Source organism: Pseudomonas sp. NPDC088429 (genome assembly GCF_044753305.1).
GTDB lineage: Bacteria > Pseudomonadota > Gammaproteobacteria > Pseudomonadales > Pseudomonadaceae > Aquipseudomonas > Aquipseudomonas rustica.
On sequence record NZ_JBIVMX010000008.1, the window covers coordinates 49124 to 66134 of the forward strand.

15 protein-coding genes are annotated in these 17011 nt (G+C 60.5%); 8 read left to right on the forward strand and 7 right to left on the reverse strand.

All coding sequences use genetic code 11. From position 1 onward, the window contains the following. Position 1: 1 nt before the first annotated feature. From ACIP66_RS07350 to ACIP66_RS07365, 4 genes are all read right to left on the reverse strand, one after another. Positions 2-1333: an MFS transporter gene (locus tag ACIP66_RS07350; protein ID WP_400646682.1), complete on the reverse strand. Its 1332-nt coding sequence runs from the start codon at positions 1331-1333 to the stop codon at positions 2-4. Between the two features lie 168 nt (positions 1334-1501). Then, positions 1502-2428 carry a hydroxymethylglutaryl-CoA lyase gene (locus ACIP66_RS07355; RefSeq protein WP_400646685.1) on the reverse strand — a complete coding sequence of 309 codons (927 nt, stop codon included), beginning with the start codon at positions 2426-2428 and terminating at the stop codon, positions 1502-1504. Continuing rightward, positions 2425-3618, reverse strand: coding sequence for a CaiB/BaiF CoA-transferase family protein (locus tag ACIP66_RS07360; protein WP_053117984.1), 1194 nt, complete (start codon positions 3616-3618; stop codon positions 2425-2427). Before ACIP66_RS07360 ends, ACIP66_RS07355 begins: the two co-directional genes overlap by 4 nt. Before the next feature lie 228 nt (positions 3619-3846). Then, the gene (locus ACIP66_RS07365; RefSeq protein ID WP_053117982.1) at positions 3847-4749 is read right to left on the reverse strand and encodes a LysR family transcriptional regulator; all 903 of its coding nucleotides are present in this window, start codon (positions 4747-4749) and stop codon (positions 3847-3849) included. Positions 4750-4972: 223 nt separating this feature from the next. Here ACIP66_RS07365 and ACIP66_RS07370 point away from each other — a divergent pair, with 223 nt between their 5' ends. Together ACIP66_RS07370 and ACIP66_RS07375 are read left to right on the forward strand one after the other, a co-directional pair. Further along, positions 4973-6217, forward strand: coding sequence for an aminotransferase class I/II-fold pyridoxal phosphate-dependent enzyme (locus ACIP66_RS07370; protein WP_400646787.1), 1245 nt, complete (start codon positions 4973-4975; stop codon positions 6215-6217). Positions 6218-6232: 15 nt separating this feature from the next. After that, on the forward strand, positions 6233-7399 hold the full coding sequence (locus tag ACIP66_RS07375) for an MFS transporter (RefSeq protein ID WP_400646688.1): 1167 nt from the start codon (positions 6233-6235) through the stop codon (positions 7397-7399). On the opposite strand, the gene yiaY is transcribed toward ACIP66_RS07375, so the two are convergent. Continuing rightward, the gene (yiaY, locus tag ACIP66_RS07380; protein WP_400646690.1) at positions 7396-8544 is read right to left on the reverse strand and encodes an L-threonine dehydrogenase; all 1149 of its coding nucleotides are present in this window, start codon (positions 8542-8544) and stop codon (positions 7396-7398) included. The genes ACIP66_RS07375 and yiaY overlap by 4 nt on opposite strands. 156 nt (positions 8545-8700) lie before the next feature. Between yiaY and ACIP66_RS07385 the strand changes: the two genes are divergently transcribed. After that, positions 8701-9720 carry a DUF4917 family protein gene (locus ACIP66_RS07385; RefSeq protein ID WP_400646693.1) on the forward strand — a complete coding sequence of 340 codons (1020 nt, stop codon included), beginning with the start codon at positions 8701-8703 and terminating at the stop codon, positions 9718-9720. A gap of 111 nt (positions 9721-9831) precedes the next feature. Here the strand turns inward: ACIP66_RS07385 and ACIP66_RS07390 are convergent, their stop codons facing one another. Continuing rightward, positions 9832-10374 carry a helix-turn-helix domain-containing protein gene (locus tag ACIP66_RS07390; protein ID WP_400646696.1) on the reverse strand — a complete coding sequence of 181 codons (543 nt, stop codon included), beginning with the start codon at positions 10372-10374 and terminating at the stop codon, positions 9832-9834. Positions 10375-10480: 106 nt separating this feature from the next. On the opposite strand from ACIP66_RS07390, the gene ACIP66_RS07395 reads away from it, so the two are divergent. Next, positions 10481-11263: an aldolase gene (locus ACIP66_RS07395; RefSeq protein WP_008076855.1), complete on the forward strand. Its 783-nt coding sequence runs from the start codon at positions 10481-10483 to the stop codon at positions 11261-11263. Positions 11264-11286: 23 nt separating this feature from the next. Continuing rightward, a complete protein-coding gene (locus ACIP66_RS07400) occupies positions 11287-12168 on the forward strand; it encodes a dihydrodipicolinate synthase family protein (RefSeq protein WP_400646699.1) in 882 nt (293 codons plus the stop codon). Positions 12169-12300: 132 nt separating this feature from the next. On the opposite strand, the gene ACIP66_RS07405 is transcribed toward ACIP66_RS07400, so the two are convergent. Further along, positions 12301-12645 (reverse strand): YegP family protein, encoded by a 345-nt coding sequence (locus ACIP66_RS07405; RefSeq protein WP_159815797.1) that lies wholly within the window; start codon positions 12643-12645, stop codon positions 12301-12303. A 157-nt stretch (positions 12646-12802) separates the two neighbouring features. Here ACIP66_RS07405 and ACIP66_RS07410 point away from each other — a divergent pair, with 157 nt between their 5' ends. The 3 genes from ACIP66_RS07410 to ACIP66_RS07420 all read left to right on the forward strand — a co-directional run bounded on the left by ACIP66_RS07410 (position 12803) and on the right by ACIP66_RS07420 (position 16977). Then, complete coding sequence (locus ACIP66_RS07410) at positions 12803-13339, forward strand: RNA polymerase sigma factor (protein WP_159815796.1); 537 nt, start codon at positions 12803-12805, stop codon at positions 13337-13339. Further along, positions 13336-14295, forward strand: coding sequence for a FecR family protein (locus ACIP66_RS07415; RefSeq protein WP_400646704.1), 960 nt, complete (start codon positions 13336-13338; stop codon positions 14293-14295). Before ACIP66_RS07410 ends, ACIP66_RS07415 begins: the two co-directional genes overlap by 4 nt. A 123-nt stretch (positions 14296-14418) precedes the next feature. Continuing rightward, the gene (locus ACIP66_RS07420) at positions 14419-16977 is read left to right on the forward strand and encodes a TonB-dependent hemoglobin/transferrin/lactoferrin family receptor (protein WP_400646707.1); all 2559 of its coding nucleotides are present in this window, start codon (positions 14419-14421) and stop codon (positions 16975-16977) included. Positions 16978-17011 lie beyond the last annotated feature (34 nt).

Sequence of the window (17011 nt, forward strand, 5' to 3'; positions counted from 1 at the left end):
CTCAATATTTATCGAGCGTGCGCAATTTCTGCGGCAACCCCCACAACAGCAGCGCCGCTGCAATCAACGCCGCCACGCCGATGACATACAGCGCCGGGGTGGTGCTGCCGGTGAGATCCTTGATCCGCCCGACCATCACCGGGCTGACGATGCCGCCGAATTGCCCCAGCGTATTGATCACCGCAATCCCGCCCGCCGCACCTGCGCCGGCACCGGCCAGCAACTTCGGTGGCAGCGTCCAGAAGCTCGGAATAGCGGCGATGATGCCGGCGCCGAGCAAGCCGAGGGCGACGATCAGGAACGTGGTGTGATCGGCGAAAATCCCCGCACTGAAGAACCCGATCGCGCCAACCACCACCAACCCCGCGACAAACTTGCGGCGCTCGCCGGTTGCGTCCGACAACCGCCCGATCACGATCATGGTGATCGCACCGCAGATGTACGGAATGGCGGTCAGCAGACCGATCATCACCGGGCTCTCGGTGCCGGCGCTGCGAATCAGTTGTGGCGCCCAGAAATTCAGTCCGTAAGACGCGACCTGAATCAAAAAGTAGATCAGCCCCAAGGTCAGAAAACCCGGAATCCGTAGCGCCGCCAGCAACGAACCGCCGCTCTTGTGCGGTTCGTGATGGGCAATGCGGCTGGACAGCAATTTTTTCTCGTCAGCGGTCAGCCAGTGCGCGTCCTCGATGCGATCCTTGAGAAGCGTCAGCACTAGAAACCCTAGGCCGATGCACGGCAGACCACCGAGCAGAAACAGCCAGTGCCAGCCACGCATCTGCATCACACCGTCGAGATGTTCGAGTACCAGCCCGGAGAACGGTGCGCCGACCAACCCGGCGAATGCAGAGGCAAGAAACAACAGGGAAGTGATTCGTCCACGGAACTGCTGCGGGAACCACAGCGTCAGGTAATACAACACGCCCGGCGCAAAACCGGCTTCCATCGCGCCGATCAAAAAGCGCAGCGCGTAGAACTGCCATTCGCTGGTGACGAAGACCATCAGCGCCGTCGCCACGCCCCACGACATCATGATCCGCGCGATCCAGCGCCGGGCGCCGACCTTGTAGAGCATCATGTTGCTCGGCACTTCGAACAGCACGTAACCGACCACAAACAGCCCGGCGCCGAGGCCGTAAGCGGTGTCGCTCAGGCTCAGGTCGGCTTGCAGCTGGAACTTGGCGAAGCTGATGTTGATGCGGTCGAAAAAGGCGAACAGGTAGCAGACCATGATCAGCGGCATCAGGCGCCAGGCGACTTTGCTGACCAGGGCTTTTTCGGCGTCGTGATCGACAGACGAGCTCGCGCCCGCCTCCATTACATTGAGGCTCATAGCTTTTCTCCAGGCGGACTGCCGGTGGGCGTCCGATTGTTTTTGTTGTCTGGTTATGACGCTGTTCCTGTAGGAGCCGAGCTTGCTCGCGAAGGCGTCAGGGCAGTCGCATCACTGCTGAATGACACACCGCATTCGCGAGCAAGCTTTGCTCCTACAGAGGGGGATTCAGGTGGGGATCGGGTGCAGGTCGCAATTGCGCCCGGCCTTGGCCAGTTGGCCGGGCACTTCGTGGCCGAGAAGATCCGGCAATCCGCGCGACAGCTTCAACAGCAGCGGCAAGTCGATGCCGGTATGAATGCCGATTTCATCGCACAAATTCACCAAGTCTTCAGTGCAAATATTGCCCGACGCCCCCGGTGCAAACGGACAGCCACCGAGACCGCCCAGCGCTGCATCAAATCGCCGCGCTCCTGCCTCGTATGCCGCCAGCACGTTGCACAACCCCAAACCCCGGGTGTTGTGGAAGTGCAGGGTCAGATCCGCCGCCGAAAGCCGCTGCAAAACCCGCCGTACCAAGCGATCCACCTGACGCGGATTGGCCATGCCAGTGGTGTCGGCGAGGGTGATGCCTTGAATGCCGATTTCCTGATAAGCGTCGACAATCTGCAGCACCCGATCCTCGTCAATCTTGCCTTCGAACGGGCAACCGAACGTCGTCGCGATACTGCCGTTGAGCCGCACACCCGAGCCATCGGCAAACGCAACAATGTCAGCAAACGCCGCCAGCGAATCCTCGCAACGCATGCGCATGTTGGCGAGGTTGTGCGTCTGACTGGCGGACATCACCAGATTCAGCTCATCGGCACCGGCCTCCAGTGCGCGCTGCGCGCCTTTGAGATTGGGGATCAGCGCGACGTAAATCACCTGCGGTTGACGCTGAATGCCTTGGAACACCTGCTCGCCATCACGCAGCGCCGGAATGGCTTTCGGCGACACAAACGAGCCGGCTTCGATGCGGCTGAAACCCGCCAGCGACAGTTGATCGATGAGCGCGATTTTGTCGACGGTTTCCACCCACGTCGGCTCGATCTGCAAGCCGTCGCGAGGCGAGACTTCCTGGACGATCAAGGTTTGCGAATAGTCGGAAATCATTGCACTACTCCCTGGCTTTTCAGGCGTTCGATGTCGAGTTCAGTCAGGCCGAGACCGGCGAGAATACCGTCGGTGTGCTGGCCGAGGGTCGGCCCAGACCAGTTCACGCCGCCGGGGGTTTCCGAGAGTTTCGGCACGATACCGGGCATCTTCACGGTTGCGCCGCCGGGCAGTTCGGCGTCGAGCAGCATGCCGCGCGCCTGATAGTGCGGATCGGCGACGATGTCGGCCACCGAATAGATGCGCCCGGCCGGGACTTCGGCAGCTTCGAGAGCGGCGAGCACGTCGTTGATCGGCAGGCTGCTCGTCCAGTGAGTGATCGCGGCGTCAAGCATGCCACTTTTGGCCGCACGGCCGTCGTTGTGGGCGAATTCTTCGGCGTCAGCCAGATCATCGCGACCGATGGTTTGCATCAACCGCTTGTAGATCGGATCGCTGTTGCCGGCAATTACCACGTAAGCGCCGTCAGCCGTAAGGTACGTGTTGGACGGTGCAATGCCCGGCAACGCGCCGCCGCTGCGTTCGCGAACGTGGCCGAGCATGTCGTATTCCGGCACCAGACTTTCCATGACGTTGAACACGCTTTCGGCCAGCGACACATCGACGATCTGGCCACCGCCCTGCCCGGTTTTGACCCGCAGCAGCGACATCAACGCGCCGATCACCGCATGCAAGGAGGCCAGCGAATCGCCGAGGCTGACGCCCACTCGCGCCGGTGGCGAACCGGGGGTGCCGGTGGTGTAGCGGATACCGCCCATCGCCTCGCCGATCGCGCCGAAACCGGGGCGATCGCGGTAGGGGCCGGTCTGGCCATAACCGGAGATGCGCACGAGGGTGAGGTTGGGGTTGAGCGCGTGGAGCACGTCCCAGCCGAGGCCGAGTTTTTCCAGCGCGCCGGGGCGCAGGTTTTCGATGATCACGTCGGCGTCGGTCGCCAGTTGTTTGACCAGCTCGATGCCTTCCGGGGATTTCAGATTGAGCGCCAGCGACTGCTTGTTGCGCGATTGCAGGTACCACCACAGCGACGTGCCTTCGTGCAGCTTGCGCCATTTGCGCAGTGGGTCGCCCTGACCCATGGCTTCGATCTTGATCACCTCGGCGCCGAACTCGGCAAGCATGCGCGCGGCAAACGGCGCGGCGATCAGGGTGCCGATTTCGATCACTTTGATCGCACTCAGGGGGGCAGTCATCGCGGGGTACCTCTTGTTCTTGGAATATGCCGGCAAGACTAGAGGCGCGGTGATGAAGGAATCCAACCTTCGTTCGGCAAAGGGCGTTCGCGAAATGCGAACGCACCGCCCCTGTAGGAGCTGCCGAAGGCTGCGATCTTTTGATCTGTTGTTTCAAGAGCAAGATCAAAAGATCGCAGCCTTCGGCAGCTCCTACAGGGGGTATCTGCGACACAAATGATAGGTATATCAGCCTCGCAAATGCTCAAACAGCAACCGGCTCACCGGCGACAACCCCGCCTCATCGCGCACCACCACAATCAACGCGCGATCCGACCAGTCATCGGTCAACGGCACCGCGTGCAGCCCCAGCGCCTGACCAAACAACTCATACGCCCGCTGCGGCAAAATCCCGATGCCCATGTTGGCCTGCACCATCCGGCACACCGCATCAAACCCCGGCACATGAATGCGAATGCGCAGCACCTTGCCCGCCTGCCGCGCCGCCGCGTGGGTGCGCATGTTGATCGAACTGGCCGCGTGCAAACCGACGTAATCACTGTCCAGCGTTTCGGCAAACGCCACCGATTCACGCGCGGCCAACGGATGCTCCGGCAACATCACCACCACCAGTTTGTCCTCGCGGTACAGCACGCTGTGCAGGCCCTTGATGTCGCTGTCGTTGGAACAAATACCGAGATCCGCGACGCCATCGAGCACACCCTGAATCACCCCGGCACTGGGCCGTTCTTCAAGGTCAGTCTTGACCTGCGCATGCCGCGCGGAAAAGTCGCGCAAGTCTTCCGGCAGAAACTGAATGATCGCCGACAGGTTCGCCAGCATGCGCACATAGCCGCGCACACCGTGGCTGTGCTCGCCCAGTTCCAGGCCCATCTTCTCGACGTTAAACAACATCTGCCGCGCATGGTGCAGCAGCGTTTCCCCCGCCGGCGTCAGCGTCATGCCCTTGGCCTGGCGCACGAACAGGCTGATGCCCAGCGCTTCTTCCAGTTCCATCAAGCGCTTGCTCGCCGCCGACACCGCAATGGCTTCGCGCGCGGCGGCGCGGGTCAGCGTGCCCTCTTCATGCACGGCGACAAACAGTTGCAGGGTGATCAGGTCGAGGCGGCGAATCAGGCTTTTTTGCAGCATGGAAGTCTCGCTGGCGGGGACATTCGAGTCGGCAGGATAGCCCGGTTTTCGTTGAAGTCAGACATGTGATTAATCCGTCTACTTTCGTGGCTTCGCCCTACAAACAAAACTCCGTCGCCTCTCAGGATTCACGGAAACGGCCGATTTTTGTGCGACTTTTCGCTCTGTAAAGTCTGGCAACACACACAAATTGCAACACCCCATGGATCGCTACGCTCAAGGAATGTCGCCTGTGAATCTTCCGTTGCACACCACGAATCAGTATTCCAATTTCCGCAAGATCATCGCCCTCGCCGACTACGATTGGGACATCGCCGAACAGGGCAAAGTCGCTGGCCTCAATGTCGAAGTAAAAAGTCCGAATCACCTGCTCGATCAGTACGGGCGTGAATTCCATCACTTCTGCACGACCTCTTATCTGGGGCTCGATCATCACCCGGCCCTGCTCGAAGGCGCCATCGCCGCCCTGCGTGAAACCGGCAGCTTGCGCGTCGCCAATTCGAAGAACCGCTGCAAACTGGCGATTCTCGAGCAGTACGAAAACGAGCTGTCGCAACTCTTTGATACGGTCTGTCTGAGCACTTTGTCGTGCAGCGCTGCCAGCGCGGGGATCCTGCCGTTGCTGGCCAGCGGCGTGTTCACCGAAGGTCAGCCGCCGGTGATGGTATTCGACCGCCACGCGCACTACTCGATGAATCATTTGAAAGCCGCGTGCGCCGATGAAACCCGCGTGGTCACCGCGCCGCACAACGACATGGATTTTCTCGAACGCACCTGCCAGCAACACGGTCGCGTGGCGTATGTCGCTGACGGCGCGTACAGCATGGGCGGCGTCGCCAACATGGAAGGTCTGTTGTATCTGAAGGATCGCTACGGGCTGTTTCTGTATCTGGATGATTCCCATGCGTTGTCGGCGGTCGGTCAGCACGGCGCCGGGCTTGTGCGGCCACGGGTGGCGGCGCTGGAAGAGGATTGCCTGATCGTCGCGTCACTGGCCAAGTCGTTTGGTGCCAGCGGCGGTTTGGTGATGCTGGGCAGTGAGCGGCAGAAAACCCTGATCCAGCGTTACGGCGGGCCAAGCAACTGGTCGCAGAGTCTCAACTGCGCGGCGATCGGTGCCGGCAGAGCGTCGATCCGCCTGCATCGCAGCGCCGAATTCGCCGCGCTGCAAAGCAACCTTCAGGCTAATATCCGCCTCTTCGACAGCCTGATCAGCACCGATCAATGCCACAGCAACATGGCCATCCGCTTGATCAAATGCGGGCAGGCGGCGGTGGCCAATCGAGTGGCCAGCGAACTGGCCGAACAGGGATTTTTCACCAGTGCGGTGTTTTTTCCGGTGGTTGCACAAGGCAAGGCAGCCATCCGCATTACGCTGCGCGCCGACATGCCGCCAGCGCTGATCCGGCGCTTCTGTGAACTGATCACCGAGCTGTTACGCACCCACCGTTGTGATCTCGACGACTGAAAACAGGGACGACTCATGAACGCCAGCGTCACTCTCCTGATCACCTGCAGCACGGTTTTTCTTGCCCAGTTGGGCATGAGTATTTATTTGCCGGCACTGCCGGAGATCTCCCGCTATCTGGCGGCGGAACCTGCGCAGGTGTCGTGGGGGTTGTCGCTTTATTTGATTGGCATGGCGCTGCCGATGTTGTTCTGGGGCAGTCTGGCCCAGCGCATAGGACGCAAACCGGTGTTGCTGGCGGCGCTGGCGATTTACGGCTTGGCCAATCTGGCGTTGCCGCTGGGTTCGACGCTTGAGTCGTTTTTGCTGCTGCGACTGCTGCAAGGCATCGGTGCCAGCGGTATTTCGGTGATGGCGCGGGTGCTGATCCGCGACAGCTTTCGCGGCGATCTGCTGGCCAAGGCATTGTCGTGGATTTCGATTTCGTTCGTAGTGGCGCTGGGCATCGGCCAATACCTGGGCTCGATCATCGAGGTGACGCTGGGCTGGCAGGCGATTTTCTACCTGCTCGGCGTGGTCTGCCTGGTGATGGCGTTGATCGTCTCGCGGGTGGCTTTCCCTGCTGTCGCTGACGAACCGATCAGCGCTTCGTCATGGTCGGCTTATCGGCTGATTCTGCTGCATCGGGCATTTCTTTTGCCGGCGCTGGCCGGTGGTTTGGGCTACGGCGTGATCATCGCCTTCAACACCGCAGCGCCGCTGGTTTTGCAGGGGCCGTTCGCCTGGTCGACGGTGGATTACGGTTTGCTCGGCTGGCCAATCAGCGCGGCGTATTTTCTGGGTGCGCTGGCGGTCAATCACTTCGTGTTGCGCACCGGTCAGGCGTGGTTGATGACCGTTGGCGTCGGTCTGGTGCTGGCCGGTAGCGGCGTGATGTTGCTGGGCAGTCTGGCGGCCAGTTCCATCGCGCTACTGTTTTGGCTGCCGTATTGCGTGGCGGTGTTCGGGCAGTCGTTGAACTACCCGATCAGCCTGTCACGCGCCAACGATGGCGCGCCGATTGCCGGTGCTTATGCGATGGCACTGAGCGGTTTTATCCATCAATTGATGGCGGCGATCATCGGCGCGATGGCCAGTCTGATCGCCAGTCCACAGGCTTGGCCGTTATCGTTGCTGTGCACGTTGCTGGCCGTCGGCGCGATGCTCTGCGTGAAGTTCGCGCCGGGGGATGGCAAGCGTTAGAAGGCGTTGCGGAAGATTTCCTCGATTTGCCGTTGATCCGCCGCGCGCGGATTGGTAATGCCGCAGGCGTCTTTCAGTGCGTTGATGGCGAGGATCGGGATGTCGCTGAGCTTGGCGCCGAGTTCGCGCAGACCGCTCGGGATGTCGACGTCTTTGGCCAAGGTGCGGATCGCGGTGATCGCCGCTTGCGCGCCCTCCTCGGCGCTGAAACCACGAATGTCAGCACCCATGGCGTGGGCGACATCGGTCAGGCGATCGGCGCAGACCAGCGCGTTGAAGGTCTGCACATGCGGCAGCAACACGGCGTTGCACACGCCGTGGGGCAAGTCGTAGAAACCGCCCAACTGGTGCGCCATCGCATGCACAAAACCGAGCGAGGCGTTGTTGAAAGCCATGCCGGCGAGGAACTGCGCGTAGGCCATGTTCTCCCGCGCGGCGAGATCTGTGCCGTCGCGCACGGTCAGGCGCAGGTTGTTGCTGATCAGGGTGATTGCTTTCAACGCGCAAGCGTCGGTGATCGGGTTGGCGGCGGTCGAAACGTAAGCCTCGATGGCGTGGGTCAATGCGTCCATACCAGTAGCGGCGGTCAGGCCTTTGGGCATGGCGACCATCAGTTCCGGGTCGTTGACCGATAGCAGCGGCGTGACATTGCGGTCGACGATGGCCATTTTCACGTGACGCGATTCGTCGGTGATGATGCAGAAACGGGTCATCTCGCTGGCGGTGCCGGCGGTTGTGTTGATCGCGATCAGCGGCAGTTGTGGCTTGCTCGATTGATCAACACCTTCGTAATCACCGATTTCCCCGCCGTTGGTCGCACACAGGGCAATGCCCTTGGCGCAGTCGTGGGGCGAACCGCCGCCCAGCGACACGACGAAATCGCAGCGGGTTTCCTTGAGCAAACCCAGCCCGGACTCGACGTTGGCGATGCTCGGGTTCGCTTTGGCGCCGTCGAAAATCACCGAATCGATGTCCTGCATGGCCAGCTTCTCGGCGACCATCGTCGCCACGCCGGCCTTGGCCAGCCCAGTGTCGGTGACGATCAGCGCTTTGCGAAAACCGTAGTTGCGGATCGCGACCATGGCTTCGTCGAGGCAGCCGTTGCCCATGATGTTTACCGCCGGAATGAAAAAGGTGCTGGTCATGCGCGCGTCTCCTGACAGGGGCCGAATCGACTGCTGCGATTCAGCGGATAAGCACAGCATCGACCGATCGGTCAGCGCCGATGTTGATCTGGCTCAATGCCCGCTCGTGATAAAGTCGCCGCCCATCAGCCCCTATGTTTTGAGACCGCCTACGCAATGACCGATTTTCTGGATGTCGACGCCAGCCTTGAAGACTGGAACACCCTGCGCGCCGCGACCGATTTCAACGGCCTGCTGGTGGGCAATGGCGCCAGCCGCGCGGTGTGGGACGATTTCGGCTACGACTCGCTGTTCGAAAACGCCCGCACCGTCGAAGAGAAACCGCTGAGTGCGTCGGAACTGGCGGTGTTCGACGCCATGCAGACGCGCAGTTTCGAGCAGGTGCTCGGCGCGCTGAAAACCACCAGCCGGGTCAACAAGGCGCTGGCCGTCAGCTCCGCCGCCCCGCGCAATCGCTACTACGCGATCAAGGAAGCCCTGATCAACACGGTGCACGCCGTGCACATTCCGTGGCGACTGGTGAAAGCCTCGACGCTGGCGACTTTGAATGAAGAACTGGCGCGCTATCGCACAGTGTTCACCACCAATTACGACTTGCTCAACTACTGGGCGCTGCAACACCAAAGCGATGCCATCGACGACCTGTTCAACGGCGCCAACGCGAGTTTCGATCTGAGCGAAAGCGCCACTGACAAACCGCGTCTGCTGTACCTGCACGGTGGCCTGCACCTGGTGCGAAATCAGGACGGCACCGCGCGCAAACTGACCTCGACCGAGGGCACGCTGCTCGGCAGCTTCGCGATCAACAATACGATCAAGACGCTGGATGACGTGCCGCTGTTCGTCACCGAAGGGCCGAGCGCGGACAAGCTCAAAACCATTCGCAGTTCGGATTATCTGTCGTTCTGTTATGAGCAATTGCTCGGGCATGGCGACAGTTTGTGCATCTTTGGCCACGCGTTGGCCGAGCAGGATGCGCACATTGTGCGGGCGCTACGCTTGGCGAAACCGAAGACTGTGGCCATCTCGATTTATCCGCGCAGTGCGGCGTTTGTGCAGCATCAGAAGCGGCACTACGCGCAGGTGTTTGAGGGGACGGGGGTTGAGTTGCGGTTTTTTGATGCGAAGACGCATGCGCTGGGCAGTCCGAAATTGTCGGTGCCGGTCGAGGTTTGAAGCAAGATCAAAAGATCGCAGCCTTCGGCAGCTCCTACAGTTGCAATGCGTTCCCCTGTAGGAGCTGCCGAAGGCTCGGGCCGCGTTCGGACGATCTTTTGATTTCAGGGTTCATTCCTCAGCGCTGTGCACCACCACCAGCAACTGCGCCTGCAACTCCCCCACCGATCGGATTCGGTGCGGTTTCTGTGCATTGAAGTGCAGCGCATCGCCGCGTTGCAGCAGCACTTTCTCGTTCATGAAATCCACTTCCACCTGCCCTTCGTGAACGAACAGAAACTCCTCGCCCAGATGTTCCTTGAAGGTCTTGTCGCTGAATTCGCTCGGCGGATAGATGATGAACGGCAGCAAATTGCGCTCGCTGACCTGATGCGCCAGCACCGCGTAACCCGGGCTCTGATCATTCGCCGCCAGTGACTGCCGCTCGTGGCTGCGCACCAGGCTGTAGCTGTCGAGGCTGACGTTGTCTTCCGAGAACAATTCCTCGACCTTCACATTCAGCGCTTTCGCCAGTTTCAACGCGGCGGCAATCGACGGGGTGTTCAGCCCGCGCTCGACTTTCGACAGATAACTCTTGGTCATGCCGGATTTTTCGGCCAGTGCCTCAAGGGTTACGCCAAGTTTTTTTCTTAACAATTTCAAACGGATAGACATGCGCAGCGGTTATTCCATCAAGGAAGCGACGATTTGTGCTTGCCAATGACACTTTGTGTCATATAGCCTCTTTCGTGTCATTTGCAATCACCCAAAGGACACAGACATGGCCAAGACATTAGCACTACCCAAAGACCAACTGGTCAAGCAAGCGCTGACCCAGATGCAAAAAAGCCTTGCGGATAATACGTGGACAGACCGGCAAAAGCTGGCTTTGACTTGCCGGATTCTTTTCGAAAACGGTCACGACTCCGGCCTGGCCGGACAAATCACTGCCCGTGGCCCGCAGCCCGGCACCTATTACACTCAGCAACTGGGCCTGGGTTTCGACGAAATCACCGCAAGCAATCTGCTGCTGGTCAACGAAGATCTGGAGGTTCTCGAAGGTCACGGCATGGCTAACCCGGCCAACCGTTTTCACAGCTGGGTGTACCGCGCCCGGCCGGACGTGAACTGCATCATCCACACCCACCCGACGCACGTTGCCGCGTTGTCGATGCTGGAAGTGCCGCTGCAGATTTCCCACATGGACTTGTGCCCGCTGTACGACGACTGCGCGTTTCTCGAAGGCTGGCCGGGCGTGCCGGTGGGCAATGAAGAAGGTGAGTTGATCGCCGGTGCGCTGGGCGACAAACGCGCGATTCTGCTTTCGCACCACGGTCAGCTGTCGACCGGCACGACGATTGAAGAGGCGTGTGTCATCGCCCAATTGATCGAACGCGCGGCGAAGTTGCAGCTACTGGCGATGGCGGCAGGCACGATCAAACCGATCATCCCCGCGCTGGGCCGCGAAGCCCATGACTGGATCGCCAAGCCGAAACGCCACGCCGCCGCCTTCAACTATTACGCTCGGCAGAACCTGCGCCAACACGCCGATTGCCTGAACTGAAACCTCATTACGGAGACGCTCCCATGTCCAACATTCACGGCATCATCGGCTACACCATCACCCCGTTCAGCGCCAATGGCGAAGGGCTCGATCTGCCAGCACTCGGCCAATCGATCGACCGCCTGATCGCCAGCGGTGTCCACGCCATCGCGCCATTGGGCAGCACTGGCGAAGGCGCTTACCTGAGCGATGCGGAGTGGGATCAAGTTGCTGAATTCAGTATCAAGCACGTGGCCAAACGCGTGCCGACCATCGTCAGCGTGTCCGACCTGACCACCGCTAAAGCCGTGCGTCGCGCACGCTTCGCCGAAGCCCACGGCGCCGACGTGGTGATGGTGCTGCCGGCCTCGTACTGGAAACTCACCGAAGCGGAAATCCTCGCCCACTACCGCGCGATTGGCGAGAGCATCGGCGTGCCGATCATGCTCTACAACAACCCGGCCACCAGCGGCACCGACATGTCGGTCGATCTGATTCTGCGCATCGTCAATGCCGTGGAAAACGTGACCATGGTCAAGGAGAGCACCGGCGACATCCAACGCATGCACAAGCTGCAATTGCTCGGCGAAGGTCAGGTGCCGTTTTACAACGGCTGCAATCCACTGGCACTGGAAGCGTTCGCGGCCGGGGCGAAGGGCTGGTGCACGGCAGCGCCGAACCTGATTCCGCAGTTGAATCTGGATCTGTATGAAGCAGCGATGGCGGGCGATCTGGATCGCGCGCGGGATCTGTTTTATCGCCAGTTGCCGCTGCTGGACTTCATTCTGAAGGGCGGCTTGCCGGCGACGATCAAGGCCGGGTTACGCCAGACCGGGCTGGAAGTGGGTGATCCACGCCTGCCGGTATTTGCATTGAGCGCGGCTGGCCAGACCCAACTACAAACAATCCTGAAAACCCTGCGCTGATCTCCCGAAAAACGCAAAACCCCGTAGGAGCAAGGCTTGCCCGCGAAGAGGCCCTATCCTTCAACATTGATGTTGAGAGATACACCGCCATCGCGGGCAAGCCTTGCTCCTACAAGTGCCAGGTATTGAGGGTTAGAGGACTGGCAGGGTTTTGTCCTTGATGGCTTTTGTCGGCCCGTTCGCCTTGACGCTGGCGATGCCTTTGTCGCACGCCGCATCCGATGAATACGCCTCGCTGCTGCCAATAATCTGATGGTTGGCCGCCTTGAGGTTGAAGTACGGATGGCCGTCCTTCGTCGATTTTTTTTCGTAACGGTCATCCAGCGCGCTGTTGGTTTGCACCGAGGCGATGCCGCCTTCGGCCGCCGCGCGAGTGGTGTACAACTCGCTGGTCAGGATCGTTTCGGCGTTCGCCGCTTTCAGGACGAACCTGAACTGGCCGTTGCTGCTTTTACTCAACTCGTACCATCCGGACATGTCGCTGCTCCTGTCGATTTGAACCCCCGAAAGTAAAGCCCGTTTCGCCGGTTTAGCCACTGTTCGATGACAGACGTGATCGCCAACATGACAAATGACAATAATTCTCGATATCATCCGGCGCTTTCTGCGCCCTGCTTCGTCAAGAAGGATATCCATGCCTCGCCTCACGCCCGATCCGCTGTCGGCCGATGCTTTTCGCCGGTTTTACGGGGACATCCTGCATTACCTGCGCAAGCGCACGGAAAATCCCAGTGACGCGGCGGACATGACTCAAGACGTGTTCACCCAATGGCTCGATTATCGCGATCGCGCCAAGGTCGAGCAGCCGCGTGCGTTTCTGTTTCAGATGGCGCGCAATCTGCTGCGCGATCACTGGCGTAAACAAAAGGTGCGGCACATCGTCCAGCCCCATCACGACAACGATGCCGAGCCGGTCAGTGATGAACATCACGAGCCGATGGCCGCCGCGCAACGCCAGCAACGCCTTGAGCAGTTGAAAGAAGTCCTCGCCGAACTCTCGCCACGTCGGCGCGAGGCCCTTATGCTGCACCGCTTCGAAGGCTTGAGTCAGGCGCAGATCGCCGAGCGCATGGGGATTTCCCTGAGCATGGTGGAGAAACACATCGCCTTCGCCCTGATGCATTGCAAGCAACGCCTGGATCACGACAACGGCACGGAGCAGCCAGCATGAACCACCCTTACGATTTCGACAGCGACCAGGCCGATAACAGCGTCGACGCCCAGGCCGCCGCGTGGTTCACCCGCAACCGCCAGCCACAGGGTAGGACTGTGCGTCAGGCGTTCGAGCGCTGGCTGCGCGAACCGGAGCACGCCAAGGCCTATCGCGCCTTCGAAGAATTGTGGGCCGACCTCGGCGCCTTGCAGCAACTCAATCAACCGACGCCGATCCGCGCGCGCAAACCGAAGAGCATCTGGCGCCCGGCCTTCGCGGTCGCCGCCGCGCTGGTTTGCGCCGTGCTGGCCACGCATCTGGGCACGTCCCACGAGGTTTATCAGCAACAGATCACCGCGCAATCGAAAGGCATGCACACCGTCGAATTGCCGGACGGCAGCACGCTGTCGGTGAACGCCAACACGCAGTTGCGCATCGACTTCGACAGCCATCAGCGACGGATTTTTCTCGAGCGCGGCCAGTTCTATGTGGAAGTCGCGCCGGACAAGGAACGGCCGATGTGGGTGCAGACGGGCGACGCCACGGTGCGTGTGGTCGGCACCGGTTTCGATGTGCGGCGCACCGATCAGCAACTGGTCGTCAGCGTCGCCCACGGTCAGGTGGCGTTCGCCCCGGACAAACGCGCACCGCTGCTGCTTGGCGCGCAACAACAAGTGGCGGTCGATCTCGCCAGTGGCGACATGCAACAGCAGACGCTGGCAGTCAGTCAGGTCGCCGATTGGCGCACCGGGCATTTGTCGTTTCGCAATCGCGAACTGTCGAGTCTGGTCGATGAGTTGAATCAGTACCGGGCGAAACCGGTGCTGCTGGCGAATGCAAAACTGGGGCAGATCAAAGTCTCCGGCAACCTCGACGTCGAAGATCCCGACGCGTTGATCAGTGCCCTCCCCGCGTTGATCCCGGTGAAAACCGTGGCCTTGGCCGACGGCCGGATCCGCATCGAAAATCGCTGAAACAACTTCACATGAGAATATTTTGCATTCGCATGTGAGGTTTTTTTTGCCTGCCGCGTCTTCCTCCGGGTCTGCGTTGCTGACGCAGGCCTTTTTGGCCTTTTCGCCGCCCTGGGGGATTCCATGTTTCGCGTGCTTTCGCCGTACCCGCTCACCTGCCTTCGACCGACCTTGCTCGCCGCCTGCCTGGCGTTCAGCGTGCAAGCCCAGGCCGAGGCCATCCGTCTGCAATTGCCGGCGCAGTCGATGGCGACCTCGCTGAGCCAAATCGCTCAGCAGGCGAAGATCCAGTTGCTGTTCGACGAAGCGCAATTGCGCAACCTCAAGGCGCCGGCCATCGACGGTGAATTCAGCGCGGAAGCGGCGATCCGCCAGTTGCTCGACAATAGCCAGTTCGGCCTGATCAAGGTCAATCAAACCTACGTGGTGCGCCCGGTGGAATCGGTCACCAGCAGCAGCGACAGCATTCAGCTCGACGCGTTGAGCGTGATCGGCACCGGTACTGAAGTCGACTCCAGCACCGTCGGCCGCTCAACCCTGACCCAGGCTGACATTGATCGCCATCAACCGAACAACGTGCCTGCGCTGTTGGCGACATTGCCCGGCGTGAGCATGAGCGGCTCGATGAAACCCGGCGGCCAGAAGATCAATATCTGGGGCCTGGGCGAAGCCGAAGACGTTCCGCTGACCCTCGATGGTGCGACCAAAAGCGGCTTCGAGCGTTATCAGCAGGGGACGATTTTCATCGAGCCCGAGTTGATCCGCAGCATCGAAGTGGAGAAAGGCCCGCACTCGCTGTTCACCGGCAACGGTGGTTTCGGCGGCACCGTGCACATGGAAACCAAAGACGCGCCGGACATGCTCCAGGAAGGCCGCAACAGCGGTGCGATGGTCAAATACGGTTATGCCAGCAACGACCATCAGCAAACCTACAGCGGCGCCGTGTTCGGCCGCACCGACGATGGCCGCGCCGACGCGCTGGTGTACCTGACCAAACGCGACGGCGGCGACATGAAACTCGCCGACAACCTGCCGAATCCGGACAACTACTACCCGATCAACCCCAAGCGCTTGCCCAACAGTGCGCTGGATCTCGACGGCCAACTGGTCAAGGTCAACCTGCACCTGAACGACGAGCACAGCGCCGGGATGATGTACTCGCATTCGGAAAGCCAGCGCTGGACGCCGTTCTCTTCGGCGACCTACCCGAACCCGCCGACGCCGGACAACATCAAAAAATACGGCTACGACGGTGCGCTGAAACGCTTCCTCGCCAATCGCGAAACCATCGACACCACGTGGTCGACGTACTACCAGTACCAGCCGCTGGATAACCGTCTGATCGACATGAAGTTGAGCTACTCGGAATCCGACACCGATCAGACCGACGAACGCGACGCCACGGCGTTTTTCCAGGCCGCGTCTGGCGGACGCAAGATGGACACCGATTACAAGGATCGCATCGTCGAACTGCGCAACATCAGCCGCTTCGAAACCGGCGCACTGGAACATGCCATGACCAGCGGCGTGGAAATCCGCAAGCATGCGCGCAACACCGACATGTGGATGCCCGGCGCGACTTACGATGTGCCCAAGTACAACTTCGGCCACTTCCAGCCGTACTTCATGCCCAAGGGCAAGGTCGACACCAACAGCGTTTACCTGCAAGACGCGATCACCTACGGCGACTTCACCCTGACGCCGTCCGTGCGTTATGACCACGTGCGCAATCGCGGCGAGGCCAACGACGCGCCGTACTACAGCAGTCAGGATCCAGCGATCGGCCACGACTACGGCGACCGCACCTACACCGGTTGGTCACCGCGCCTGTCGGCGTTCTGGAAAATGACCGCGGACGTCGCATTCTTCGTCGACTACAGCAAAACCTGGCGCGCGCCGGTGCTCGATGAACAATATGAAGTGCAGGGTTTGGGCAGCCGCACCGCGACCAGCGTCGACCTCGATCCGGAGCGCATCACCGGTTGGCGTGCGGGCAATATCAGCCACTTTTCCAACGTGTTCGCCGACCACGACAACGTGCAGATCCGCACCACGCTGTTCCGCAACAAGATCGACGACGAGATTTTCAAAGCCACCGGCATCGGTTGCCAAAATCAGTGGAACAAGGGCGGCAGCATCGCCACCGACTGCAAAGGCTCGGGGCCGATGAGCAACTACCGCAACATTGGCGGGCTGACCATCAAGGGTTTCGAGGTCGAGAGTTTCTACGACTCGACCTACCTGTTCGGCTCGCTGTCGTACTCGTGGATGACCGGCAAGCACGAAGGCGCTTACACCAATCCCTGGGGCCCGGACGTCTGGGCGCGGGACATTCCGCCGCCGAAATGGATCGCCGTCGTCGGCGTGAAGATTCCGAGCTGGGACGCGCAGGTCGGCTGGCAGGGTGAGTTCGTGCGCAAGACCGATCGCCTGCCGAGCGACCTGTATGGGCAGAGTAAAAACTCGCTGGGTGACGTCTACTACGATCACTATGACAACGACCGCTACAACGTTCAGGGCCTGTTCGCCAACTGGAAACCGCAACAGCCGTATCTGAAAGGCACCGAGGTCAATTTGACCGTCGATAACCTGTTCAACGAAAGCTACCGGCCGGCGTTGAGCGGGGACATGGCATACAGCCAGGGGCGTAATGCCAAGGTGAGTTTGACGCGGTTTTTCTGATCCTGGATTTATAGCGCCTCTATTGGCCCCATCG